This is a genomic window from Aeromonas sp. CD (genome assembly GCF_033349375.1).
Taxonomy (GTDB): Bacteria; Pseudomonadota; Gammaproteobacteria; order Enterobacterales; family Aeromonadaceae; genus Aeromonas; species Aeromonas hydrophila.
The window spans coordinates 891,376-914,813 of record NZ_CP137631.1; the positions used below are offsets into that span (position 1 = coordinate 891,376).

Consider the following 23,438-nt stretch of genomic DNA (forward strand, 5'->3'; position numbering starts at 1 on the left):
TGATAGATTTTTGTTCATTGTTTGGGAGAGGGGGTTTTGGTATACTGTTTCCCCGTCCTGCTTCATCCCCGAAGCACCCCTTAAAATTCCCTAAACTTCTTTCAGGTTCAGCATGACGACAAAATATATTTTTGTAACTGGTGGCGTTGTTTCATCCCTCGGCAAAGGCATTGCCGCAGCTTCTCTGGCAGCCATTCTGGAAGCCCGTGGTCTGGATGTGACCATCATGAAACTGGACCCCTATATCAACGTGGATCCGGGCACCATGAGCCCGACCCAGCACGGTGAAGTGTTCGTAACCGAGGACGGGGCCGAGACCGATCTGGACTTGGGCCACTACGAGCGTTTCATCCGCACCAAGATGACCCGCCGCAACAACTTCACCACCGGTCGCATCTATGCAGACGTGCTGCGCAAAGAGCGCCGTGGTGACTATCTGGGCGCCACCATTCAGGTGATCCCGCACATCACCAACGCCATCAAGGAGCGGGTGATTGCCGGTGCCGAAGGCCATCAGGTTGCCATCGTCGAAGTGGGCGGTACCGTGGGCGATATCGAGTCCCTGCCGTTCCTCGAGGCCATTCGTCAGCTGGCTGCCGAAGTGGGCCGCAACAATGCCATGTTCATGCACCTGACGCTGGTTCCTTACCTGGCTGCCGCCGGTGAAGTGAAGACCAAGCCGACCCAGCACTCCGTCAAAGAGCTGCTCTCCATCGGTATCCAGCCAGACGTGCTGATCTGTCGCTCCGACCGTGCCATCCCGGCCGTTGAGCGCGCCAAGATCGCCCTGTTCTGCAACGTGCCGGAGCGCGCCGTCATCTCCATGAAAGACGTTGACTCCATCTACAAGATCCCGGCACTGCTCAAGTCCCAGAATCTGGACTCCTACTTCACCGAGCGCTTCGGTCTGGAGTGCAAGGAGGCCGATCTGGCCGAGTGGGAACAGGTCATCTATGAAGAGGCCAACCCGACCGCAGAAGTGACCATCGGCATGGTCGGCAAGTACGTATCCCTGCCGGATGCCTACAAGTCCGTCAACGAGGCACTCAAGCACGGTGGCCTGAAGACCCGTCTGTCCGTCAACATCAAGTACATCGATTCCCAGGACATCGAGACCCGTGGCGCCGAGCTGCTGGAAGGTCTGGATGCGATCCTGGTGCCGGGTGGCTTCGGTGAGCGCGGCGTGGAAGGCAAAATTCAGGCAGCCCAGTATGCTCGCGAGAACAAGATCCCCTACCTGGGTATCTGCCTCGGCATGCAGGTTGCCATGATCGAATTCGCCCGCAACGTGGCAGGCATGGAGGGGGCTCACTCTTCCGAATTCAAGAAGGATTGTGCCTATCCGGTGGTGGGTCTCATCACCGAGTGGGTGGATGACGAAGGCAACGTCGAGACCCGTACCGAGAAGTCCGATCTGGGCGGTACCATGCGTCTGGGTTCCCAGCTCTGCCACCTGGTCGAAGGTTCCAAGGTGCGCCAGATGTACGGCAGCCCGACCATTTACGAGCGCCACCGTCACCGTTATGAAGTGAACAACAAGTTGCTGCCGCAGATTGAAGCAGCAGGCCTGAAAGTGACCGGTCTCTCCGCCGACAAGAAGTTGGTGGAAATTATCGAGATCCCGGATCACCCTTGGTTCGTGGCCGCGCAGTTCCACCCGGAGTTCACCTCGACTCCCCGTGATGGCCACGCCCTGTTCGCCGGTTTTGTGAAGGCGGCAGGCGAGTATCAGAAGCGTAATCTGAAGTAATTGAAAATAAATGCGGTTGGGGCCCTGTGCCGCAGCCGCTTTTTTTGGCATATTTTTGTTGTTTTTTTACGAAACCTGAGGAAATACACATGTCCAAGATCGTTAAAGTGATCGGTCGTGAAATCATCGACTCCCGTGGTAACCCGACCGTTGAGGCCGAAGTTCACCTGGAAGGTGGTTTTGTTGGTATGGCAGCCGCTCCGTCTGGCGCGTCCACCGGTTCCCGCGAAGCGCTGGAACTGCGTGACGGCGACAAGAGCCGTTTCCTGGGTAAAGGCGTGCTGAAAGCCCTCGAAGCCGTAAACGGCCCGATCGCTCAAGCTCTGCTGGGTAAAGATGCCAAGGACCAGGCCACTGTCGACCAGATCATGATCGACCTCGACGGTACCGAGAACAAATCCAAGTTCGGCGCCAACGCCATCCTGGCTGTTTCCCTGGCCAACGCCAAAGCTGCCGCTGCTGCCAAAGGCATGCCGCTGTACGCCCACATCGCCGAGCTGAACGGCACCCCGGGTGTCTACTCCATGCCGCTGCCGATGATGAACATCATCAACGGTGGTGAGCACGCCGACAACAACGTCGACATCCAGGAGTTCATGATCCAGCCGGTTGGCGCCAAGACCCTGAAAGAAGCCGTTCGCATGGGCGCAGAAGTGTTCCACAACCTGGCCAAAGTGCTGAAGTCCAAGGGCTACAACACTGCCGTTGGTGACGAAGGTGGTTTCGCTCCGAACCTGAAATCCAACGCCGAAGCGCTGGAAGTGATCGCCGAAGCCGTTGCCGCTGCCGGTTACAAACTGGGCACCGACATCACCCTGGCCATGGACTGCGCAGCTTCCGAGTTCTACGACGCAGAGAAGAAAGAGTACAACCTGAAAGGCGAAGGTCGTGTCTTCACCTCCAACGGTTTCTCCGACTTCCTGGCTGACCTGACCACCAAGTTCCCGATCGTCTCCATCGAAGATGGCCTGGACGAATCTGACTGGGACGGTTTCGCTTACCAGACTGCCGAGCTGGGCAAGAAAATCCAGATCGTGGGTGACGACCTGTTCGTAACCAACACCAAGATCCTGAAGCGCGGTATCGACAACGGCATCGCCAACTCCATCCTGATCAAGTTCAACCAGATCGGTTCCCTGACCGAAACTCTGGCTGCCATCAAGATGGCCAAAGACGCTGGCTACACTGCCGTCATCTCCCACCGCTCCGGTGAGACCGAAGACGCGACCATCGCCGACCTGGCCGTTGGTACCGCTGCTGGCCAGATCAAGACCGGTTCCATGAGCCGTTCTGATCGTGTTGCCAAGTACAACCAGCTGATCCGTATCGAAGAAGCGCTGGGTGCCAAGGCTCCGTTCCGTGGTCTGAAAGAAGTGAAGAACCAGGCTTAATTTTCGCCTGCTTCCACGCTTTGCAAAGCCCCGCCAATCGGCGGGGCTTTTTCGTTTCTGCCGCCGCCGCGGCGGGTTTCTGCATTTTTTATTCCGGCCCAACCCATCCGGGGCACAGGCTTTCTTTTGTCTTGCCTGCGAATATGGGAAACTAGGCCGCTTGAAGGAGACTCAGTGCATGCGGCTACTCACTCTTATCCTGCTTCTCCTGTTGGGGGGGCTTCAATATGACCTCTGGCTGGGGAAGAACGGCCTGTCTGACTATCATGAGCTGTCCGATGCCATCACCCGGCAGCAGCAGGACAATCTGGTACTCAAGGATCGCAACAACCTGATTTATCGCGAGATCGACGATCTGACCTCGGGCCTGGAAGCCATCGAGGAGCTATCGCGCAACGATCTTGGCTACATCAAGCAGGGCGAGACCTTCTATCGGATCATCCCCAAGGACAAAGACAAGGGTTCCAGCTCTGGAGACGCAGCCTACGATGACTGATCTCCGCCCCGGGCTGACCGCCATCGTCCCGGCCGCGGGCATCGGCAGCCGAATGGGGGCCGAGTGCCCCAAACAGTATCTGCAGCTGGCGGGTCTGACCATTCTGGAACATACCCTGACCCGGCTGCTTTCCCATCCGGCCATCGCTCAGGTGATCGTGGCGCTGGCTCCCCATGACCGCTGGTTCGACGCCCTGGCCGTGGCCGCCGATCCGAGGATCCTGCGAGTGGAAGGGGGCGCCGAGCGGGCCTTTTCCGTGCTCAACGCGTTGCATGTGGCCGCAGGGGAGTGGGTACTGGTGCACGACGCCGCTCGCCCTTGTCTGACTCACGGCGATCTCGATGCTCTGATTGCCACCGCCATGGCCTGTGATGGCGCCATCCTAGGCAGCCGGGTGCGCGACACCATGAAGCGATCCGACGAGGCGGGCAACATCCTCGCCACCGTCGATCGCGAGCAGCTCTGGCATGCCCTGACCCCCCAGATGTTTCCCACCGGGCCGCTCAAGCGGGCACTGGAAGAGGGGCTGGCGCTGGGGGCCACCATCACCGACGAGGCCTCCGCCATGGAGCGTGCCGGTTTCACGGTGCGGATGGTGGAAGGACGAGCCGACAATATCAAGGTGACCCGGCCGGAGGATCTCTCTCTGGCGGGGCTCTATTTGCAGCAACAGAACGCGCGCCAGCCGGCGCAACCCGATTCACCCACAGAGGAGCTGGCATGATCCGGATTGGACATGGTTTTGATGTACACAAGTTTGGTGGGGTTGGCCCCTGCATGCTGGGCGGGGTGGCGGTGCCGTATGAGCAGGGCCTGCTGGCTCACTCCGATGGTGACGTGGTGCTGCACGCGGTGAGCGATGCCCTGCTCGGCGCCATCGGTGCCGGCGATATCGGTCGTCACTTTCCCGACACGGCGGCCGAGTTCAAGGGGATCGACAGCCGCATCCTGCTGCGGGACGTGTTTGCCCGGGTGCAGCAGTCGGGCTATGCCATCGGCAACCTGGATGTGACCATCATTGCCCAGGCGCCCAAGATGGCGCCGCATATCGAAGCCATGTGCGCCGTGCTGGCCGCCGATCTGCAATGTGATTTGAACCGGGTGAACGTCAAGGCGACCACCACCGAACAGCTGGGATTCACGGGGCGCAAGGAAGGGATCGCCACCGAAGCCGTCGTCTTACTGGTGAAACAATAATGCTGGAACAACTTGCCTATCTGCACGGGGCGCCGACTGCCCGCGGCATCCTCAAGGCACAAGCCGCCGATTTCGTGGTCAATGAAGATCTCGGGTTTGAACCCTGCGGCGAGGGGGAACACATCTTCGTCCGGGTGCGTAAAACCGGGGAGAATACCGCCTGGGTGGCTGGTCTGCTGGCCGATGCGGCCGGGGTCAACCGCAATGCGGTGACCTGGGCCGGGCTGAAAGATCGCCACGCGGTGACCGAACAGTGGTTCGGCATTCATCTGCCGGGCAAGGCGGAACCTGATCTCTCCGTCATCGAGAGCGACAGCATCCAGATCCTGCAGGTGAAGCGCCACAACAAGAAGCTGCGGGTCGGCTATCTCAAGGGCAACCACTTCATCCTGCGCCTCACCGCCCTGGAGCAGGCCGACGGTCTGGAATCCCGCCTGCAGGCCATCGCTGAGCAGGGGGTGCCAAACTATTACGGCGAGCAGCGTTTCGGCCGGGGTGGCAACAATCTGGAGGCGGCCAAGGCGATGTTCGCCGGCAAGCGGATCAAGGATCGCAACAAGCGCTCCCTCTATCTCTCCGCTGCCCGCAGCATGCTGTTCAATGCCATCGTCAGTGCCCGCATCGAGCAGGGACTGGCCCATCAGCTGCTGGCCGGTGACTGTGTGATGCTCAAGGGCAGCCACTCCATCTTCAGCGAAGAGGGCGTGACCCCTGAGCTGGAGGCACGTCTCGCCTCCGGCGACGTGCAGCTCACCGCGCCCCAGTGGGGCCGTGGCCGGTTGGCCAGCCAGGGGGCCGCCGCCGAGTTCGAGCAGAGCGTGCTGGCCCCCTATCACGATTGGTGTGACGGCCTGGAAAAAGCCGGGCTGGACCAGGACCGCCGCCCGCTGCTGCTCAAGCCGCAAGCCATGAGCTGGCAGCTGGAGGGGGCCGTGTTGACCCTGTCGTTCTTCCTGCCGGCCGGGGCGTTTGCCACCAGCGTGGTGCGCGAGTTAATGCAGGCCGAAGAGGCCGATCATGGTTTCAGGAATCAGTCCGATGAGAATTCTGGTCAGTAATGATGACGGTGTGCATGCGGAGGGCATAAGAGCCCTCAGCGAGGCGCTGGCTGCCTGTGGCGAGGTCATCGTGGTGGCACCGGATCGCAATCGCAGCGGGGCGAGTCATTCCCTGACGCTGGAAGTGCCGCTGCGGGTCACCCGCATCGCCGAAACCGGATATCATGCGGTGAAGGGAACGCCGACCGACTGCGTGCACCTGGCGGTCAACGAGCTGGTGCGCCCGGAGCCCGACATGGTGGTGGCCGGCATCAACCACGGCGCCAACCTGGGTGATGATGTCATCTACTCGGGCACGGTGGCGGCGGCAACCGAGGGACGCCACCTCGGCTTCCCCTCGCTGGCCATCTCGCTGGTAGGCAAGACCCATTTCGCCACGGCGGCCCACTACGCCGCCCAGCTGGTGAAGGGCATGATGGTACACCCGCTGCCTGCCGATCAGATCCTCAACGTCAATGTGCCGGACCTGCCCCTCGACCAGATCAAGGGAATCAGGGTGACGCGCCTTGGCAATCGCCACCGGGCGGAGTCGGTCATATGCAGCGAGGATCCCCGTGGCCAGCCCATCTACTGGATCGGCCCGCCCGGTAGCCAGCAAGATGCGGGTGAAGGTACGGATTTCGCCGCCATCGAGCAGGGCTACGTCTCGATCACCCCCCTGACCATCGATATGACTGCCTACAGCAGTCTGGCGGGGCTGGGGGCTTGGTTGGACCTGCAGGGATGAAGGTGTGATAGTACAGCGCCTGTTAAACCAGCTGATCGCGCAGGACATTCGCGATTTCCGCGTACTCGCGGCGATTGCCAAGGTGCCGCGCCAGCTGTTCGTGGATGAAGCCATGGCCCACAAGGCCTGGGACAATACGGCGTTGCCCATCGGTCACGGTCAGACCATCTCGCAACCCTATATGGTGGCGCGGATGACCGAGCTGCTGATCCAGAACGATCCGGCCCACGTGCTGGAGATCGGCACTGGCTCGGGCTACCAGACGGCGGTGCTGGCTCATCTGGTGGAGCACGTCTACACGGTGGAGCGGATCAAGTCGCTGCAGTTCCAGGCCCGGCGCCGGCTGCGTCAGCTCGATCTGCACAATGTCTCCGCCAAGCACGGCAATGGTTGGTTGGGTTGGCCCAACAAGGGACCGTTCGATGCCATTCTGGTCACGGCTGCCGCCAGCGAGGTGCCGACGGCCCTCACCGATCAGCTGGCTGACGGTGGCCGGCTGGTGTTGCCGGTGGGGGACAGCCAGCAGACCCTGCAGCTGATCGAGCGGTCGGGCTCCCAGCTGACCAGCCGGATCCTGGAGCCGGTCCGTTTCGTCCCCCTGATTGACGGAGATGTCGAGTGAAGTTGTTTTCCCGCCTCTATGTGCTGGTGATGCAGTGGGCACGCCACAAGTATGCCCCCTGGTATCTGGCGATCACCGCCTTCATCGAGTCGGTGTTTTGGCCCATTCCGGTGGACGTGATGCTGGCCCCCATGGCGCTGGCCAGACCGCACAAAGCCTGGCACTACGCCGCACTGGCGACCCTGTTCTCCGTACTGGGGGCGCTGTTCGGCTATCTGCTCGGTTATGCCCTGTGGGAGCCGGTGGTCCAGCCGCTGGTGGTCTCGGTGGGTTATGAAGACAAGATTGCCCTGGCCCGGCAATGGTTCGAACAGTGGGGCATCTGGGTGATTTTTATTGCCAGTTTCACGCCGATCCCCTACAAGGTGTTTACCGTGACGGCCGGCCTGTTGCAAATGGCACTGCTGCCCTTCATCGTGACCTCGCTGATCGGGCGTGGCATGCGCTTTTTCCTGGTGGCAGGCCTGATGCGCTGGGGTGGCGAGAAGATGGAGCGCAAGCTGATGCACTATGTGGATGTGCTGGGTTGGCTCTGTATTGGTTTGGCCGTTGTGGCCTATTTCTGGTTTAGTCGTTAAAGGATCCACTATGCGTTCGCGTGTTTGGCAAGGAAGCAGTGTCGTCGTGTTGTCATGGCTGCTGCTCGCTTGCTCTTCCAGTAAGACTGCTGCTCCGGTACAAGGATTGGGCAATGATGGTCTCGTCTCTACCATTCCGGCTCGCCAGATGGCGGCTCAGCCCGCCATCCAGGGCAACAGCTACACGGTGAAAAAAGGGGACACCCTCTACTCCATCGCCTTCAATTCAGGCAATGACGTGCCCTCGCTGGCCAGTCTCAACGGCATCAGTCCCCCCTACAACATCTATCCGGGCCAACAGATCCGGCTCGATGCCTCCGGCAGCACCATGGCCGTTACGCGCAGTGCTGGTACCTATCAGGTCCGTCCAGGGGATACGCTGAGCAGCATTGGCCGCCAGTTTGGCATGTCGAATCAGACTCTGGCACAAAGCAACAATCTGCAGGCGCCCTTTGCCCTGCAGGTCGGGCAGGTGCTGAATGTGCAGTCCGCCAGCAGCGGCAGTGGCCAGATGGTAGCGGCGACTCGCCCGGTGGTGACCCAGAGCTCCGGCCCTAAACCCCTGGCGCCAGCGACCTCAGGTACGACCACTCCATTTATCAAACAGAAAACGATTGCTCAGCCATCTTCAAAAGAATACGCTCAGGTAAAAGAACAAAAAACAGACAATTCCTACAGCAAGCTATCTTGGCACTGGCCTACCAAGGGCCGGATCGTCGAAGGTTTCTCTGTTGCAGAACAGGGTAACAAGGGCATAGATATCGCCGGTCAGAAGGGACAACCCGTCTACGCGGCGAGCGGCGGCAAGGTCGTCTATGCCGGTAGCGCACTGAGGGGTTATGGCAAGCTGATCATTCTCAAACATGATGATGACTACCTTTCTGCTTACGCCCACAACGACGAGTTGCGAGTGAAGGAAGGGGACAGCGTCAAAGGCGGATCAGTCATTGCCAACATGGGTAGCACGGACGCGCCGGATGTGCGATTGCACTTTGAAATCCGGTACAGAGGCAAGTCGATTAACCCGATGAGCCATTTGCCAAAGCGTTAGACCCAGAGAGTTAAGTCTTACTCTGGTGCCGGTCAGGGAGACACGCCATGAGCCAAGAACAACTGGTTATGCAGGATGCAGAGTTAGAGTTCGACGAAGAGCTGGAGACCCACGAAGAGGAAGAGGTTCAGGAAGTCGCGGCCGAGGCCGAAGAGACGATTTCCGATGAACTGATGGCACCTGAACTGAACAAGGTGATGGACGCCACCCAGCTCTATCTCGGGGAGATTGGCTTCTCCCCGCTGCTCACCGCCGAAGAAGAAGTCTATTACGCCCGTCGTGCCTTGCGAGGTGACAAAGCCGCCCGCAAGCGCATGATCGAGTCCAATTTGCGACTGGTGGTCAAGATCGCCCGCCGCTACAACAATCGCGGCCTGGTGCTGCTCGATCTTATCGAAGAGGGCAACCTCGGCCTCATCCGCGCAGTCGAGAAATTCGATCCTGAGCGCGGTTTCCGTTTCTCTACCTATGCGACCTGGTGGATCCGTCAGACCATAGAGCGGGCCATCATGAATCAGACCCGTACCATTCGTCTGCCCATTCATGTGGTCAAGGAGCTGAACGTCTATCTGCGCACCGCCCGCGAACTTTCCCATCGGCTCGATCATGAACCGACGGCGGAAGATATCGCCTTCGCGCTGGATCGCTCGGTAGACGATGTGAATCGCATGCTCAAGCTCAACGAGAAGATCACCTCAGTCGATACCCCCATCGGTGGCGATCGCGACAAGGCGCTGCTGGATGTGCTCTCTGACGAGCGCGGCATGGGCCCTGAGCTGGAGTCCCAGGATGACGACATGCGTGCCAGCATAGTGCACTGGCTGGAGGAGCTGAACCCCAAGCAGCGCGAGGTGCTGGCCCGTCGCTTCGGTCTGCTCGGCTATGAGCCGGCGACTCTGGAAGACGTGGGTGCCGAGATTGGTCTGACCCGCGAGCGGGTTCGCCAGATCCAGGTAGAAGGGCTGCGCCGCTTGCGGGAGATCCTGCTGGGGCAGGGGCTCTCCATCGAGGCGCTGTTCCGTACCAACTAAGGGTTGCGAGTGAGTGGCGATACTTACCAAGCAAAACAAAAAGGGGCCAAAGGCCCCTTTTTCATGTCTGCAGGATCCGCTGGATCAAACCGGATCCAGGGTATCCAGCGGCCAGCGCGGCACCGCCTTGACCACCAGGGGTTCGAACACCCCAGCTTTCAGACGCTGCATGCCGGCATAGGCGATCATGGCGCCATTGTCGGTGCAATATTCGGTGCGTGGGTAGAACACTTCCCCCTTGAGGCTCTCCATCAGCTCGGCCAGCTGGGCGCGCAGGTGACGGTTGGCGCTGACGCCGCCGGCCACCACCAGACGCTTGAGGCCAGTCTCCTTCAAGGCACGGCGACACTTGATGGCCAGGGTGTCGACTACCGCGTCTTCAAACGCTCTGGCGATATCGGCACGGGTCTGTTCATCATCACCGTTGGCGGCGATGGTGTTGGCGGCGAAGGTCTTGAGGCCGGAGAAGCTCATGTCGAGCCCAGGACGGTCGGTCATGGGACGCGGGAAGGTGAAGCGTCCAGTGGTGCCCTTCTCCGCCAGCCGGGAGAGCAGCGGGCCACCTGGGTAATCCAGTCCCATCAGCTTTGCCGTCTTGTCGAAGGCTTCGCCGGCAGCATCATCGATCGACTCGCCCAGTAGTTGATAGCTGCCGATGCCATCGACCCGTACCAGCATGGAGTGACCGCCGGAGACCAGCAGTGCCACAAAGGGAAACTCGGGGGCTCGTTCTTCCAGCATGGGCGCCAGCAGGTGGCCTTCCATGTGGTGCACGGCAATGGCCGGTTTGTTCCAGGCCATCGCCAGCGAGCGGCCGATGGTGGCCCCCACCAGAATGGCGCCAACCAGGCCCGGACCTGCGGTGTAGGCGATGCCGTCGATGTCGTCCTTGCCCAGCCCCGCCTCTCGCAACGCGGCCTGGATCAAGGGGATCGTCTTGCGGACGTGATCCCGGCTGGCCAGCTCGGGAACGACGCCGCCGTAGTCCGCATGCAGCTTGACCTGGCTATACAACTGGTGGGAAAGGATCCCTTTTTGATCGTCGAAGATCGCGATCCCGGTTTCGTCACAGGATGTCTCTATGCCCAATACACGCATTGCTAAAAAATTTCACTGCTAAAATGAGACGGCTATGGTAACCTTCGCGGGTTTTTTAAACCAGAGCGATCTCTGCGGGTTTACTTTCATTCCCTGTCCAGAGTATAATTTCGCACCATTTTAAGACATGCTGATCGATTGAAGGTCAGCTAACAATTTATCACTGAGGTGAAAGGCACATGCCAGTAATCAAAGTCCGTGAAAATGAGCCGTTTGACGTTGCTCTGCGTCGCTTCAAGCGTTCTTGCGAAAAAGCCGGTATCCTGTCCGAAGTTCGTAGCCGTGAGTTCTACGAGAAGCCGACTACCATTCGCAAGCGTGCCAAAGCGTCTGCCGTTAAGCGTCACGCCAAGAAGCTGTCCCGCGAAAACGCACGTCGTATCCGCCTGTACTAATCAAGGGTTCATGCCGTGTCGCTGAAGGATCAACTCAAGGATCAACAAAAACTCGCCATGCTTGCCAAAGACAAGGCTCGCCTGGGGGCGATCCGTTTGTTGATGGCTGAAATCAAGCAACGTGAAGTTGATACCCGTGTCGAGCTCAATGATCAGGATATCCTCGCTGTGGTGACCAAAATGGTCAAACAGCGTCGTGATTCCATCAGTCAATTCGAAGCTGCCGGTCGCCAGGATCTTGCCGACAAAGAGTCCGCAGAGATCGTTGTGTTGCAGGAGTTCCTGCCGCAACAGCTGACCGCAGCCGAAATTGCCGCACTGATTGAGCAAGCCATCGCTGAAAGTGGTGCTGCCGTCATGGCTGACATGGGCAAAGTCATGGCTGTCTTGAAGCCAAAAATTCAGGGGCGTGCCGATGTCGGCGCCGTCAGTGCTCAGGTGAAAACCCGCTTGGCGTAACAGGCAACTCTCTTGTTTGGTCAAAGAAGCCGTGCTTCCCTAGGAATGCGCGGCTTTTTTATTTTCTATGCAATGAAACAGGACGGTTATGGCAGGCAGGATCCCACAATCCTTCATCGATGATCTGCTCGTACGCACCGATATCGTCGAGTTGATCGACTCACGGGTGCGGCTGAAGAAAGCCGGTAAGAACTACCAGGCTTGCTGCCCTTTTCATAACGAAAAAAGCCCCTCTTTTACTGTCAGTCAGGAGAAGCAGTTCTATCACTGTTTCGGTTGCGGCGCTCACGGCAATGCCATCGGCTTTGTCATGGAGTATGACGGGCTCGAATTTCCCGATGCCATTGAGGAACTTGCCAGCCTGCATGGCATGCAGGTTCCCCGTGAGCAGACAGCAGGTGGGGCCAGCAGCAGCCAACCTGCGGTCAGCAAGGATCTGTTCGAGCTGATGAACCAGATTGCCCGTTTCTACGAGAGCAATCTCAAGAGCGCGCCGCAGGCGGTGGAATACCTGAAGGGGCGCGGTCTGACTGGTGAAGTGGTCAAGCGCTTCAACATCGGGTATGCCCCTGCCGATTGGGATCAGGTGCGTCGGCGCTTTGGCGCCAGCCGGGAGCACGAGCAGTTGCTCATCTCGGGCGGCATGCTGATCACTCGTGACAGCGGACCCGGCAGCTATGATCGCTTTCGCGATCGCATCATGTTTCCGATCCGTGACAAGCGTGGCCGGGTCATCGGTTTCGGTGGCCGGGTGCTGGGGGAGGGGACGCCCAAGTACCTGAACTCGCCGGAAACACCCATCTTCCACAAGGGGCGGGAGTTGTTCGGCCTTTACGAGGTCAAGCAGGCACACAAGGATCCGCGCCGGATCCTTGTGGTGGAAGGCTACATGGATGTGGTGGCGCTCGGCCAGTACGACATCGATTATGCGGTGGCGGCGCTGGGCACCGCGACCACCAGCGACCATATCCATACCCTGTTTCGTACCACGGCCGAGGTTGTCTGCTGCTACGACGGCGACAACGCCGGTCGGGAAGCGGCCTGGCGGGCGCTGGACAACGCGCTCTCCCACCTGCAGGACGGCCGTGAACTCAAGTTCGTCTTTTTGCCGGATGGTGAGGATCCCGACTCGCTGGTGCGCCAGATCGGCAAGGAGGGATTCGAATCTCTGCTAGACCAGGCCCAGCCCTTCGCCGACTTCATGTTTGAGCGCCTCGGGCGCGATGCGGCTCTTTCCGGTGAAGCGGGCAAGTTTGAAGTGGCCAACAAGGCCGCCGAGCTGATCCGGCGAGTCCCGGAAGGTTTCACGCGCGAGGGGTTGATCACCCGCCTCTCCAGCATGATGCGCTGGGGCGAGAACAAGCAGCGGATCGCCGAACTGTTTGCCCGCAACAGTCAGCCGAAGGCCGAGGTCAACAAACCCAAGGCAGCCAAGTTGACACCGCTGCGCCGGGCGCTGGCATTGATGGTGCAGTATCCGGCGATCACGGCCGAACTGCCGGCCATGCCTGAACTGGCCGGATTGCGCCTGCAGGGCATCAGGTTCCTGCTGCAGTTGCATCAACAGATCCTGACTCAGCCCGGGGTCACGACGGGCATCCTGCTGGAGCACTGGCGTGGTACCAAAGAGGGAGAGATCCTGGCGCAACTGGCAATGCACGATCTGTTTGAAGAGGTAAAACTCGACCAGGAGCCGGATATTCTGGGAGAATTGCAGGATACTTTTGTCGGTTTCATCAACCTGTTCCTGAAGCAGCGCATCGAGGAATTGCAGGCCAAGGTGGCGCAGGAAGGGCTAAGCTCTGAGGAAACTCAGGAGCTGATGATGCTGATCAGAGAGGTGCAAATTGAGAAAAGAAATGAGAGTGGGGCTTGATATTTGAGTGATTAACCCCAATATGAATACCGTTGCCCGAATCGACGGGATTAAAAGCAAACATTTTATAACCGCCTGGCCCCGACAATACTGCGGGCAGGGGTTTCTCATGACCGACGCCGCAACCAGACATAGCATGTCTGGCGGTTTTCTATTAGAATTGGCTATTTGCGCAGCAGCGCACTGTACGCGCAACCTAGCAACACCAACCGGATGAGTTCTATGGAGCAAACCCCGCAGTCTCAGCTTAAACTCCTCGTTGCCAAAGGTAAAGAACAGGGCTACCTGACCTATGCCGAGGTGAACGATCACCTCCCGCAAGACATTGTCGACTCTGACCAGATCGAAGACATCATCCAGATGATCAACGACATGGGCATTCAAGTGGTGGAAAACGCCCCGGATGCCGATGACCTTATCATGGCTGAAGGTGGTACCGCCGATGAGGACGCTGCCGAAGCAGCGGCCCAGGCACTGGCATCTGTTGAATCCGAGATTGGTCGTACGACCGATCCCGTCCGCATGTACATGCGGGAAATGGGTACCGTCGAACTGTTGACTCGCGAAGGCGAAATCGACATCGCCAAGCGCATCGAAGACGGTATCAACCAGGTACAAAGCTCCGTCGCCGAGTACCCGGAAGCGATTACCTATCTGCTTGAGCAATACGACAAATACGAAGCGGAACAGCTGCGTCTGTCCGACATCATTTCCGGCTTCATCGATCCCAACGAGACCGACGACGTCGCACCGACTGCCACTCACATCGGCTCCGAGCTCAGCGAAGAAGATCTGGCTGACGAAGATGAAGACGAAGATGAAGACGAAGACGGTGATGGCGATGATTCCGACGATGATGGCGACGGTGGCCCGGATCCGGAAGTCGCTCGCGAGAAGTTCGGTGATCTGCGCGCCCAGTACGAAGTAACTCGTCTCTCCATTCAGCAGAATGGTCGTGCGCACGAAGATACTCAGGCTGCGATTGCCCAGCTGGCCGATGTATTCCGTCAATTCCGCCTGATGCCCAAGCAGTTCGATCGCCTGGTCAACAACATGCGCGAGATGATGGAGCGGGTCCGTGTGCAGGAACGCATCATCATGAAACTCTGCGTTGAGCAGGCCAAGATGCCGAAAAAGACCTTCGTCGCGGCCTTCACCAACAACGAGTGCGAAACTGCCTGGTTCGAATACCAGAAGCAGGCCGGCAAGGCCTGGTCACCGCGTCTGGTCGAGATGGATGAAGATGTGCTGCGCGCCATCGGCAAACTGCAGCAGATCGAGGAAGAGACCGGTCTGTCCATCGCCCAGATCAAGGACATCAACCGTCGCATGAGCATCGGTGAGGCCAAGGCCCGCCGCGCCAAGAAAGAGATGGTCGAGGCCAACTTGCGTCTGGTTATCTCCATCGCCAAGAAGTACACCAACCGTGGCCTGCAGTTCCTGGATCTGATCCAGGAGGGCAACATCGGTCTGATGAAGGCGGTAGACAAGTTTGAATACCGTCGTGGCTACAAGTTCTCGACCTATGCGACCTGGTGGATCCGTCAGGCCATTACCCGCTCCATCGCGGATCAGGCCCGTACCATCCGTATCCCGGTACACATGATCGAGACCATCAACAAGCTCAACCGTATCTCCCGTCAGATGCTGCAGGAGATGGGTCGTGAACCGAACCCGGAAGAGCTGGCCATGCGCATGGGCATGCCGGAAGACAAGATCCGCAAGGTATTGAAGATCGCCAAAGAGCCCATCTCCATGGAGACGCCCATCGGTGATGATGAAGATTCCCACTTGGGTGACTTCATCGAAGATACCACCCTGGCTCTGCCAGCGGATGCTGCCACCAGCGAGAGCCTGCGCAACGCCACCCGCGAAGTGCTGGCCGGCCTGACCGCCCGTGAGGCCAAGGTACTGCGCATGCGTTTCGGTATCGACATGAACACTGACCACACCCTCGAGGAAGTGGGCAAGCAGTTCGACGTTACCCGTGAGCGTATTCGTCAGATCGAAGCCAAGGCGCTGCGCAAGCTGCGCCACCCGAGCCGCTCCGAAGTACTGCGCAGCTTCCTGGACGAGTAATCCCGGACGGGGACAACCCGTAACCGCTGCCAAAAAGCCCCGCCATGCGGGGCTTTGTTTTATCTGTGGTGACGGGGGTGTGAAGATGAGCCACGGAACCGCTTGAATATGGATGAAATCTCGCCAAGTGGTTGATATGCCTATGGACGGGGTATCCGCCATCCCCTATAATCCACGCCGCAAACCAGTATCAATGGCCCCTTAGCTCAGTTGGTTAGAGCAGTCGACTCATAATCGATTGGTCGCCCGTTCAAGTCGGGCAGGGGCCACCAAATTCAATAAAAAGGCCGCTCTTCATGAGCGGCCTTTTTATTGCTCAAATGAGAGCGTCACACGGGTCAGGAACCCTGATCCTGATGGGCTGGAGCCTGTTCGGGGGCACTGTGGCGCCGGGCGGGCAACATGCGCTTCACCAGATTGCTGCGCTGGCGCCAGGAGGTGAACAGGATGGCCAGCAGGTGCAGCGCTATCATGCCCTGCAGGGCCCAGGTACACCAGACGTGCCAGTCGTCCGCTCCCAGCTCGAACCCCATCTCGGTATTCTGGAACCAGCCGGTACCGGCGGTGGCCAGGATCAGCAGCCAGAGTGTCCAGACCGCCAGCTTGCCGCTGCCGTGGTGACCAGGGGCCGGTGGCGTGCGCTCGCGCAGCTCCACCGCTTGCTGGCGAAAATCTTCCCGGCTTGGGATGAGGGCTCGCAACCGGGCATGGCCCTTGGCAAACGAGAGCCCCCACGCCAGGCGCAGGCTGATCAGGGCGATGGCCAGGTAACCCAGCCGCTCGTGCCACTCCTCGCCCGCCTCGTTGAGCCAGAGGTTGCCGATACAGATGGCCGCCACACCCCAGTGGGTGAGGCGGACCAGACTATCCCAGTGGAAGGGATCAGCCTTTTTGCTTGGCATATTTGTGGTACTCCTTCTTCAGGTCGTTGACCTTGGCCAGGTGCTCGCGTGCCTTGGCTTCGTCACCCGCCTTGAGGGCGGCCAGGCTGGCATCCAGCTCGGTCTGCACTTCGTTCATGCCTTCCAGGAACTTCTCTTTCTTGGCGGCTGGCATGTTCTTCTGCTTGGCGATGTCGAACTGCGCCTTCATCTCGTTGATGTATTTTTCCATGGTGGCGGCATCGTCAGCCTTGACCGCCTGCTTGTAGTTGAAGCCGATCTTCTTCATCGGCTGTTCCAGCTCACCGGCCATGGCGGGCAGGGTCATCAGGCCAAACATCAGGGGCAGCAACAGGGGGCGAACAGTTTTCAACATGGGATTTCCTTATTTAAACGACATGCTTATCGATCTTGTGTGGCTTCTTATGAACCCTTGTTTGGATTCATCACAGGCATGATGCCATGACAGTGCGTGAACTGTTTGTGAATATTGCTGTTTTTTGTCACAAAGGGTAACGGGGAAGGGGGAGATGTAAGGAAGTTGCTGAGCCAAGCGAACCAGGCCATTCGAGTCATCTACCGGGCTGCGTGACCGCGAGATACGCCGGATAAAGAGAGGGCCCTTGCGGGCCCTGTTGATTACTGCTGCTGTTCACGCTCGATGGCGCGCCAGCCGATGTCGTGGCGGTAGAAGACGCCGTCCCACTTGATGCGACCTGCCAGCTGATAGGCCCGTTTTTGCGCCTCGGCCACGCTGTGGCCGAGGGCAGTGGCACACAGCACGCGGCCACCGGCGGTCACCACGGTATCGCCTTCCAGCTGCGAGCCGGCGTGGAATACCTTCTCGCCGCTCGCCTCTTCCACCGGCAGGCCGCTGATGGGCTTGCCCTGCTGGTAGTCGCCGGGGTAGCCGCCCGCCGCCAGCACCACACCGATGGCGACGCGGGGGTCATAGATGGCTTCGACCTGATCCAGCTTGCCGGCGCAGGCGGCCAGGCAGAGCTCCACCAGATCGGAGCGCATGCGCAGCATGATGGGCTGGGTTTCGGGATCGCCGAAGCGGCAGTTGAACTCGATCACCTTGGGGTTGCCCTGGCCGTCGATCATCAGACCGGCGTAGAGGAAACCGGTGTAGACGTTGCCCTCGGCCGCCATGCCGCGCACGGTCGGCATGATCACCTGCTCCATCACCTTGCGGTGCACGTCGGCCGTGACCACGGGGGCGGGGGAGTAGGCGCCCATGCCGCCGGTGTTGAGGCCGGTATCGCCATCACCGACCCGTTTGTGATCCTGGCTGGTGGCCATCGGCAGCACATGCTCGCCGTCCACCATGACGATGAAGCTCGCCTCTTCCCCGTCCAGAAACTCCTCGATCACCACCCGGGCCCCGGCGTCGCCAAAGGCGTTGCCGGAGAGCATGTCGCGTACCGCCTCTTCCGCCTCGCTCAGGGTCATGGCAACGATGACCCCCTTGCCGGCGGCCAGGCCGTCAGCCTTGATGACGATGGGGGCGCCCTTCTCGCGCAGGTAGGCCAGCGCCGGCTCCACCTCGGTGAAGTTCTGGTACTCGGCGGTCGGGATGGCGTGGCGGGCCAGAAAATCCTTGGCAAACGCCTTGGAGCCTTCCAGCTGGGCGGCGGCGGCGGTCGGGCCAAAGATGGCCAGCCCCTCGGCGCGGAACGCATCGACCACCCCTTTCACCAGCGGCGCTTCCGGCCCGACGATGGTCAGACCGATGCGCTGCTCCTTGGCAAACGCCAGCAGGGCCGGGATGTCGGTGGCGGAGATAGCCACGTTCTCGATGCTCCCTTCATGGGCTGTGCCGGCATTGCCGGGGGCGACGAAGACCCGGGTCACCAGGGGGGATTGCTTGGCCTTCCAGGCCAGGGCGTGTTCACGGCCGCCGTTGCCAATGATCAGTACTTTCATCGTATCGCTCGCTTCTATTCGGGGTCACTGGCGGGCCAAAAGCCTGCGCCGGTGAAAATAGCCAGGTGAAAATAGCCAGGTGAAAAGAGACAACAAAAGGGCCGCCGACGGCGGCCCTGATCCATCAGTGACGGAAGTGGCGCATGTTGGTGAACAGCATGCACATGCCGTGTTCGTCGGCGGCGTCGATCACCTCCTGGTCGCGCATCGAGCCACCGGGCTGGATGACGCAGGAGATGCCGGCGGCCGCTGCGGCGTCGATGCCGTCGCGGAACGGGAAGAAGGCATCGGAGGCCATGACGGACCCCGCCACGGTCAGCCCTTCATCCTCGGCCTTGATGCCGGCTATCTTGGCCGAGTAGACGCGGCTCATCTGGCCGGCACCCACGCCGATGGTCTGGCCGTCTTTGGCATAGACGATGGCGTTGGATTTGACGAACTTGGCCACCTTCCAGCAGAACAGCAGGTCGTTCAGTTCGGCCTCGGTGGGCTGACGCTTGCTGACTACGGTCAGATCCCCCAGGGTCACCATGCCAAGGTCGCGCTCCTGCACCAGCAGGCCGCCGTTGACGCGCTTGAAGTCAAAGCCTTGCGCCGGCGCGGTCCACTGACCGCACTCGAGCAGCCGCACGTTCTGCTTGGCGGCGACCGTGTCGCGGGCCGCCTGGCTGACGGTGGGGGCGATGATCACCTCGACGAACTGACGCTCGACGATGGCCTTGGCGGTGGCGCCATCCAGTTCACGGTTGAAGGCGATGATGCCGCCAAACGCGGAGGTGGGGTCGGTCTGCCAGGCGCGCTCGTAGGCGCTCAGCAGGTCGCTGCCGATGGCCACGCCGCACGGGTTGGCGTGCTTGACGATGACGCAGGCCGGCTGGTCGAACTCCTTGACGCACTCCAGCGCCGCATCGGTGTCGGCGATGTTGTTGTAGGAGAGGGCCTTGCCCTGCAGCTGGATGGCGCTCGCCACCGAGCCCGGTGCGGCCTGCTCCTCGGCATAGAAGGCGGCGGCCTGGTGGCTGTTCTCGCCGTAGCGCATGTCTTGCTTCTTGATGAACTGGCTGTTGAAGGTGCGCGGGAAGCGGGACGCCTCGTCACCCTCCTTGTTGTCACCGTAAGAGGGAACCATGGTGCCGAAGTAGTTGGCGATCATGCCGTCGTAGGCGGCAGTGTGCTCGAAGGCGGCAATGGCCAGATCGAAACGGGTGGCCAGTTTCAGGCTGTTGCCGTTGCCATCCATCTCGCGGATGACGCGGTCATAGTCGGCAGCCTTGACCACGATGGCCACATCTTTGTGATTCTTGGCGGCGGAGCGAACCATGGTCGGGCCGCCGATGTCGATGTTCTCGACTGCATCGGCCAGGGTGCAGCCGGGCTTGGCGACGGTCGCGGCGAAGGGATAGAGGTTGACCACGACCATATCGATGGGGGAGATAGCGTGCTGGGCCATGATGGCGTCGTCTTGCTCGCGCCGGCCGAGAATGCCGCCGTGGACCTTGGGATGCAGGGTCTTGACCCGGCCATCCATCATTTCAGGGAATCCCGTGTAATCGGAGACCTCGGTCACCGGCAGACCGGCGTCGGCCAGCAGCTTGGCGGTACCGCCGGTGGAGAGCAGGGCCACGCCACGTTCGTTGAGTGCCTTGGCAAATTCCAGGATGCCAGTCTTGTCAGACACACTCAGCAGTGCACGGCGAATGGGTCGAGCTTGTTCCATCACACTATCGTCCTCAGCATAACGGGGACCGTTCCATGGGAGGCGAGGCTCAACACAGAGAGTCCCCAAATAAATGGAAGTGGGGGATTTCGCAAACCGCTCTCGCCTGAAAAACCTGCCGACAGGCAAAAGCGTTTTAGGAAATGCCCGCTTGACGCGACGCTCTCTTGTGGGCGCGTATTCTACACAAAAAATGTGACCCGTGGTGGATTTTTTAAAGTGACAAAGCCTTGCCTGGTGCGGTGTTAAACGTTTTCTGGCCGGTTTTTGTGAAACGTTTGTCTTTTCAGTCTCTTGATGGCAAAAGGGTGGCCGCGTCCTCTTTCCCGCTGCCGGCTGGCAATCGCCGGGCAAAGGGGCGATAGTGGGGGCCGGTTGTGGCTGTGTGGCAAATTCAACGGGAGAAAAGGCATGTATCGGATCGGGGAGCTGGCCAAGGCGTGCGGGGTGAAGGCGGATACCCTGCGTTTTTACGAGAAGAATGGTCTCATCTCGCCAGGCATTCGCAACGAGTCCGGCTATCGCCTCTATGGCGAGCAGGACAAGCGGCGGCTGGAGTTCATCATCCGCGCCAAGTCGGTGGGGTTCTCGCTGGCCGACATCGGCGAGCTGCTGGATCTCGATACCAACAAGGCCAAGGTCACCTGTCAGGAGGTGAAGGCGGTGGCCGACACCAAGCTCGAACAGGTGGAGCAGAAGATCGTCGAGCTGACCCGTTTTCGCGACAACCTGCGCGAGCTCTCCAACATCTGCTGCGGCGGCCCTCGCTCGGCGGAGCACTGCGCCATCCTGGAGACGCTGGAGTCCGGCGCCCCCTCCCGTCATGAGCACCACGACCATGAGCACTGAGCTGCGCCGGCCCCGGGTATCCGCCTTTCTTGCCCTCTCCCTCGACGGCTTCATTGCCGGGGAGGGGGGCGATCTGGCCTGGCTTGAGCCCTACAACGGCGACTCCCAGGAAGAGACCGGCTACAGCGCACTGATGGCGAGCGTTGATACCCTGCTGATGGGGCGCAACAGCTACGATACTGTGCTCGGCTTTCCCGAGTGGTTTTATGGCGACAAGCCGGTGGTGGTATTGACCCACAGACCCGCCGCTCCCCGTGAGCACGTCTCCTTTCGGCAGGGGGCGCTGGCGCAGGTGCTGGACGAGCTGTGGCAGGCGGGTAGCCGCCATCTTTATCTGGATGGCGGCGAGGTGGTCAGGCAGGGACTGCAGGCCGCGCTGGTGGACGAGCTGATCCTGTTCTGGGTGCCGGTCACCCTGGGGGGCGGGGTGTCGCTCTTTGCAGGGCCGCTGCCCGGCGCGCTGGTACCGGTGTCGAGCACCGTGCTGCCGAGCGGGCTGGTGCGGGTCGTCTATCAACCGGCCTGAGGAGCATACCAGCCCCCTTGCAGGCGGGCCGGGAGAGGTGCACAATCGGCACGTTTTTTCGCCGCCTGCCCCGGATCTGTGGTGGCAGGGGCGATGGGCAAACACGACCAACCGCATCAAGGAGCCGATATGGCCAAGAAGAAGGTGACCCGGGTCACCACCGAGCCCGCCTGCGAACATCAGCGCGGCATCATTCAGGACAACCACCTCAAGGCACTAGTGACCTCTCCCCTGTTCCAGGCCCGGGTCGAACCGAGCAAGAAAGGCAAGGGCAGCTATCAGCGCAAGGCCAAGCACGGCAAGCGGTGGGAGCCCGGTCAACAGCAGATGGTACGCGTCTGCTGTTGAGCGGGTTTCTGCTTTGGAACCTGTCCACGATCTTGCTGCGAGGCCGTGATCAAGGCTCATGTGCTGCTCGGAATCCTCATGTGTACTTACACACTCCGGTTCCTGCGCTGCTCTTCACCTTGCTGACAGCCTCTCGCGACAGACCGTGAACAGGTTCTTGGAACCAAAACAAGCGGGGCGCTCATGGCGCCCCGCTTGTGTTTCATCTGGTTAAAGGCGGTTACCTCACTCGTCCATAAAGAGCTCGAGCAGCACGTTGAGATAGCGATGACCGAGGGACGTCAGCTGCCAGCTGTCGCCGAGATCCTCGATCAGCTCCTTGCTCTGGGCAATCGCCAGCATGGTCTCTACCCGTTCCAGCGACAGCCCGGTATAGGCCTCGAACTCCGCCTTGGGGGCCGGTTCAAACAATCTGAACCGATTCATGAAGTACTCGAGCGGCAGATCGTCCGCACTCACTTGCCACTGTTCGTCCAGATAAGGGCGGCTCGGGTCCAGATAACCTTTCGGGTGCTTCACCTTGGCGGTGCGCAGGATCTGCTGGTTGGCGAGATCCGTCACCTTGCCGTGGGCGCCGCAGCCGATCCCCAGATAGTCGCCGAAGCGCCAGTAGTTGAGGTTGTGGCGGCACTGGTAGCCTGCCTTGGCATAGGCCGAGATCTCGTACTGCTGATAGCCGTGGGCGGTGAGCATGGCGTGGCCCTGCTCGTAGATGTCCCACAGGGTGTCATCCTCCGGCAGGGTGGGCGGCTTGGAGGCGAACGCCGTGTTCGGCTCTATGGTGAGCTGGTACCAGGAGAGGTGCGGCGGCGCGCAGTCGATGGCCTGCTGCAGATCCGAGAGCGCGTCCGCCAGGCTCTGATCCGGCAGGCCGTGCATCAGATCCAGGTTGAAGGTGGGCAGTTTGATGGCGTGAGCCAGCTCGGCGGCCTTGCGCGCCTCTTCGGGGCCGTGAATGCGGCCGAGCCGGGTCAGCTTCTCCTGCTGGAAGCTCTGCACCCCGATGGAGATGCGGTTGATGCCGGCCCGCTGGAAGCCGGCGAACTTGTCCGCCTCCACCGTGCCCGGGTTGGCCTCCATGGTGATCTCGCAGTCCGCGGTGAGTTCGATGCGCGCACGTACCCCGTCCAGCAGTGCCTGCATGGCCTCCACGGAGAGCAGACTCGGCGTGCCGCCGCCGATGAAGATGGAGGAGAGGGAGCGTCCCTGGGCCCAGTGCAGGTCTTGCTCCAGATCCTCCAGCAGGGCGGCCACGTACTCGAGGTGGGGCAGCTCTCCCTTCTGGGCGTGGGAGTTGAAGTCGCAGTAGGGACACTTCTGGACACACCAGGGCACGTGGATATAGAGGGAGAGGGGCGGCAGTTGCAGCATGGGGTTTCC

The 23,438-nt window shown here is 60.3% G+C and carries 24 protein-coding genes and 1 tRNA gene; 19 read left to right on the forward strand and 6 right to left on the reverse strand.

The annotated features are described in order from the left end of the window. The first annotated feature begins 112 nt into the window (after positions 1–112). The 11 genes from pyrG (at position 113) to rpoS (ending at position 9,901) form a co-directional block, all read left to right on the forward strand. Positions 113–1,750, forward strand: a complete 1,638-nt coding sequence (gene pyrG, locus R2E40_RS04130; protein WP_017410643.1) for a glutamine hydrolyzing CTP synthase — start codon at positions 113–115, stop codon at positions 1,748–1,750. 89 nt (positions 1,751–1,839) lie between these two features. Beyond that, positions 1,840–3,141, forward strand: a complete 1,302-nt coding sequence (gene eno, locus R2E40_RS04135; RefSeq protein WP_011704769.1) for a phosphopyruvate hydratase — start codon at positions 1,840–1,842, stop codon at positions 3,139–3,141. 178 nt (positions 3,142–3,319) lie between these two features. After that, a complete protein-coding gene (gene ftsB, locus R2E40_RS04140) occupies positions 3,320–3,637 on the forward strand; it encodes a cell division protein FtsB (protein WP_011704770.1) in 318 nt (105 codons plus the stop codon). Then, positions 3,630–4,361 carry a 2-C-methyl-D-erythritol 4-phosphate cytidylyltransferase gene (gene ispD, locus R2E40_RS04145; protein WP_318164838.1) on the forward strand — a complete coding sequence of 244 codons (732 nt, stop codon included), beginning with the start codon at positions 3,630–3,632 and terminating at the stop codon, positions 4,359–4,361. Before ftsB ends, ispD begins: the two co-directional genes overlap by 8 nt. Then, positions 4,358–4,834 carry a 2-C-methyl-D-erythritol 2,4-cyclodiphosphate synthase gene (gene ispF / locus R2E40_RS04150; protein WP_016349536.1) on the forward strand — a complete coding sequence of 159 codons (477 nt, stop codon included), beginning with the start codon at positions 4,358–4,360 and terminating at the stop codon, positions 4,832–4,834. The genes ispD and ispF overlap by 4 nt, the downstream gene beginning before the upstream one ends. Next, positions 4,834–5,892: a tRNA pseudouridine(13) synthase TruD gene (gene truD / locus R2E40_RS04155; protein ID WP_101150527.1), complete on the forward strand. Its 1,059-nt coding sequence runs from the start codon at positions 4,834–4,836 to the stop codon at positions 5,890–5,892. Before ispF ends, truD begins: the two co-directional genes overlap by 1 nt. Beyond that, positions 5,873–6,619: a 5'/3'-nucleotidase SurE gene (gene surE / locus R2E40_RS04160; protein WP_017410638.1), complete on the forward strand. Its 747-nt coding sequence runs from the start codon at positions 5,873–5,875 to the stop codon at positions 6,617–6,619. The genes truD and surE overlap by 20 nt, the downstream gene beginning before the upstream one ends. A 4-nt stretch (positions 6,620–6,623) precedes the next feature. Next, entirely contained in the window at positions 6,624–7,241 is a 618-nt protein-coding gene (locus tag R2E40_RS04165; RefSeq protein WP_011704775.1) for a protein-L-isoaspartate(D-aspartate) O-methyltransferase, read from the forward strand. Next, on the forward strand, positions 7,238–7,819 hold the full coding sequence (locus R2E40_RS04170) for a YqaA family protein (RefSeq protein WP_016349540.1): 582 nt from the start codon (positions 7,238–7,240) through the stop codon (positions 7,817–7,819). The genes R2E40_RS04165 and R2E40_RS04170 overlap by 4 nt, the downstream gene beginning before the upstream one ends. Before the next feature lie 10 nt (positions 7,820–7,829). Beyond that, positions 7,830–8,870: a peptidoglycan DD-metalloendopeptidase family protein gene (locus R2E40_RS04175; RefSeq protein WP_318164839.1), complete on the forward strand. Its 1,041-nt coding sequence runs from the start codon at positions 7,830–7,832 to the stop codon at positions 8,868–8,870. Between the two features lie 47 nt (positions 8,871–8,917). Then, positions 8,918–9,901 carry an RNA polymerase sigma factor RpoS gene (rpoS, locus tag R2E40_RS04180; RefSeq protein WP_011704778.1) on the forward strand — a complete coding sequence of 328 codons (984 nt, stop codon included), beginning with the start codon at positions 8,918–8,920 and terminating at the stop codon, positions 9,899–9,901. Positions 9,902–9,985: 84 nt separating this feature from the next. On the opposite strand, the gene tsaD is transcribed toward rpoS, so the two are convergent. Beyond that, positions 9,986–10,999 carry a tRNA (adenosine(37)-N6)-threonylcarbamoyltransferase complex transferase subunit TsaD gene (gene tsaD, locus R2E40_RS04185; RefSeq protein ID WP_318164840.1) on the reverse strand — a complete coding sequence of 338 codons (1,014 nt, stop codon included), beginning with the start codon at positions 10,997–10,999 and terminating at the stop codon, positions 9,986–9,988. A 179-nt stretch (positions 11,000–11,178) separates the two neighbouring features. Here tsaD and rpsU point away from each other — a divergent pair, with 179 nt between their 5' ends. The 5 genes from rpsU (at position 11,179) to R2E40_RS04210 (ending at position 16,080) form a co-directional block, all read left to right on the forward strand. Then, a complete protein-coding gene (gene rpsU / locus R2E40_RS04190; RefSeq protein WP_005309452.1) occupies positions 11,179–11,394 on the forward strand; it encodes a 30S ribosomal protein S21 in 216 nt (71 codons plus the stop codon). 15 nt (positions 11,395–11,409) lie between these two features. Next, positions 11,410–11,853, forward strand: a complete 444-nt coding sequence (locus R2E40_RS04195; protein ID WP_016349543.1) for a GatB/YqeY domain-containing protein — start codon at positions 11,410–11,412, stop codon at positions 11,851–11,853. An 88-nt stretch (positions 11,854–11,941) separates the two neighbouring features. Then, positions 11,942–13,729: a DNA primase gene (gene dnaG / locus R2E40_RS04200; RefSeq protein WP_318164841.1), complete on the forward strand. Its 1,788-nt coding sequence runs from the start codon at positions 11,942–11,944 to the stop codon at positions 13,727–13,729. 183 nt (positions 13,730–13,912) lie between these two features. Next, complete coding sequence (rpoD, locus tag R2E40_RS04205; RefSeq protein WP_263642045.1) at positions 13,913–15,808, forward strand: RNA polymerase sigma factor RpoD; 1,896 nt, start codon at positions 13,913–13,915, stop codon at positions 15,806–15,808. A gap of 195 nt (positions 15,809–16,003) precedes the next feature. Beyond that, positions 16,004–16,080, forward strand: a tRNA-Ile gene (locus R2E40_RS04210). Positions 16,081–16,146: 66 nt separating this feature from the next. Here the strand turns inward: R2E40_RS04210 and R2E40_RS04215 are convergent. The 4 genes from R2E40_RS04215 to purH all read right to left on the reverse strand — a co-directional run bounded on the left by R2E40_RS04215 (position 16,147) and on the right by purH (position 20,335). Next, positions 16,147–16,710, reverse strand: coding sequence for a cytochrome b/b6 domain-containing protein (locus R2E40_RS04215; RefSeq protein ID WP_318164842.1), 564 nt, complete (start codon positions 16,708–16,710; stop codon positions 16,147–16,149). Continuing rightward, positions 16,691–17,065, reverse strand: a complete 375-nt coding sequence (locus tag R2E40_RS04220; RefSeq protein ID WP_011704785.1) for a cytochrome b562 — start codon at positions 17,063–17,065, stop codon at positions 16,691–16,693. Before R2E40_RS04220 ends, R2E40_RS04215 begins: the two co-directional genes overlap by 20 nt. A 263-nt stretch (positions 17,066–17,328) precedes the next feature. Beyond that, positions 17,329–18,618 carry a phosphoribosylamine--glycine ligase gene (purD, locus tag R2E40_RS04225; RefSeq protein ID WP_011704786.1) on the reverse strand — a complete coding sequence of 430 codons (1,290 nt, stop codon included), beginning with the start codon at positions 18,616–18,618 and terminating at the stop codon, positions 17,329–17,331. 124 nt (positions 18,619–18,742) lie between these two features. Continuing rightward, complete coding sequence (purH, locus tag R2E40_RS04230; RefSeq protein ID WP_318164843.1) at positions 18,743–20,335, reverse strand: bifunctional phosphoribosylaminoimidazolecarboxamide formyltransferase/IMP cyclohydrolase; 1,593 nt, start codon at positions 20,333–20,335, stop codon at positions 18,743–18,745. A 411-nt stretch (positions 20,336–20,746) separates the two neighbouring features. Here purH and zntR point away from each other — a divergent pair, with 411 nt between their 5' ends. The 3 genes from zntR to R2E40_RS04245 all read left to right on the forward strand — a co-directional run bounded on the left by zntR (position 20,747) and on the right by R2E40_RS04245 (position 22,058). Continuing rightward, the gene (zntR, locus tag R2E40_RS04235; protein WP_005309469.1) at positions 20,747–21,184 is read left to right on the forward strand and encodes a Zn(2+)-responsive transcriptional regulator; all 438 of its coding nucleotides are present in this window, start codon (positions 20,747–20,749) and stop codon (positions 21,182–21,184) included. Further along, positions 21,174–21,710, forward strand: coding sequence for a dihydrofolate reductase family protein (locus R2E40_RS04240; RefSeq protein ID WP_318164844.1), 537 nt, complete (start codon positions 21,174–21,176; stop codon positions 21,708–21,710). The genes zntR and R2E40_RS04240 overlap by 11 nt, the downstream gene beginning before the upstream one ends. Before the next feature lie 129 nt (positions 21,711–21,839). Beyond that, positions 21,840–22,058, forward strand: a complete 219-nt coding sequence (locus R2E40_RS04245) for an alternative ribosome-rescue factor A (protein WP_017410628.1) — start codon at positions 21,840–21,842, stop codon at positions 22,056–22,058. A gap of 225 nt (positions 22,059–22,283) precedes the next feature. Here R2E40_RS04245 and hemW read toward each other — a convergent pair whose 3' ends face one another. Next, positions 22,284–23,429 carry a radical SAM family heme chaperone HemW gene (gene hemW / locus R2E40_RS04250; RefSeq protein ID WP_318164845.1) on the reverse strand — a complete coding sequence of 382 codons (1,146 nt, stop codon included), beginning with the start codon at positions 23,427–23,429 and terminating at the stop codon, positions 22,284–22,286. Positions 23,430–23,438 lie beyond the last annotated feature (9 nt).

Excerpts from the sequence above, each read along its gene's own strand:
- pyrG (WP_017410643.1), top strand. The coding sequence starts at position 113 with ATGACGACAAAATATATTTTTGTAACTGGTGGCGTTGTTTCATCCCTC.
- eno (WP_011704769.1), top strand. The coding sequence starts at position 1,840 with ATGTCCAAGATCGTTAAAGTGATCGGTCGTGAAATCATCGACTCCCGT.
- ftsB (WP_011704770.1), top strand. The coding sequence starts at position 3,320 with ATGCGGCTACTCACTCTTATCCTGCTTCTCCTGTTGGGGGGGCTTCAA.
- ispD (WP_318164838.1), top strand. The coding sequence starts at position 3,630 with ATGACTGATCTCCGCCCCGGGCTGACCGCCATCGTCCCGGCCGCGGGC.
- ispF (WP_016349536.1), top strand. The coding sequence starts at position 4,358 with ATGATCCGGATTGGACATGGTTTTGATGTACACAAGTTTGGTGGGGTT.
- truD (WP_101150527.1), top strand. The coding sequence starts at position 4,834 with ATGCTGGAACAACTTGCCTATCTGCACGGGGCGCCGACTGCCCGCGGC.
- surE (WP_017410638.1), top strand. The coding sequence starts at position 5,873 with ATGAGAATTCTGGTCAGTAATGATGACGGTGTGCATGCGGAGGGCATA.
- R2E40_RS04175 (WP_318164839.1), top strand. The coding sequence starts at position 7,830 with ATGCGTTCGCGTGTTTGGCAAGGAAGCAGTGTCGTCGTGTTGTCATGG.
- rpoS (WP_011704778.1), top strand. The coding sequence starts at position 8,918 with ATGAGCCAAGAACAACTGGTTATGCAGGATGCAGAGTTAGAGTTCGAC.
- tsaD (WP_318164840.1), bottom strand. The coding sequence starts at position 10,999 with ATGCGTGTATTGGGCATAGAGACATCCTGTGACGAAACCGGGATCGCG.
- rpsU (WP_005309452.1), top strand. The coding sequence starts at position 11,179 with ATGCCAGTAATCAAAGTCCGTGAAAATGAGCCGTTTGACGTTGCTCTG.
- dnaG (WP_318164841.1), top strand. The coding sequence starts at position 11,942 with ATGGCAGGCAGGATCCCACAATCCTTCATCGATGATCTGCTCGTACGC.
- R2E40_RS04215 (WP_318164842.1), bottom strand. The coding sequence starts at position 16,710 with ATGCCAAGCAAAAAGGCTGATCCCTTCCACTGGGATAGTCTGGTCCGC.
- R2E40_RS04220 (WP_011704785.1), bottom strand. The coding sequence starts at position 17,065 with ATGTTGAAAACTGTTCGCCCCCTGTTGCTGCCCCTGATGTTTGGCCTG.
- purD (WP_011704786.1), bottom strand. The coding sequence starts at position 18,618 with ATGAAAGTACTGATCATTGGCAACGGCGGCCGTGAACACGCCCTGGCC.
- purH (WP_318164843.1), bottom strand. The coding sequence starts at position 20,335 with ATGGAACAAGCTCGACCCATTCGCCGTGCACTGCTGAGTGTGTCTGAC.
- zntR (WP_005309469.1), top strand. The coding sequence starts at position 20,747 with ATGTATCGGATCGGGGAGCTGGCCAAGGCGTGCGGGGTGAAGGCGGAT.
- R2E40_RS04240 (WP_318164844.1), top strand. The coding sequence starts at position 21,174 with ATGAGCACTGAGCTGCGCCGGCCCCGGGTATCCGCCTTTCTTGCCCTC.
- R2E40_RS04245 (WP_017410628.1), top strand. The coding sequence starts at position 21,840 with ATGGCCAAGAAGAAGGTGACCCGGGTCACCACCGAGCCCGCCTGCGAA.
- hemW (WP_318164845.1), bottom strand. The coding sequence starts at position 23,429 with ATGCTGCAACTGCCGCCCCTCTCCCTCTATATCCACGTGCCCTGGTGT.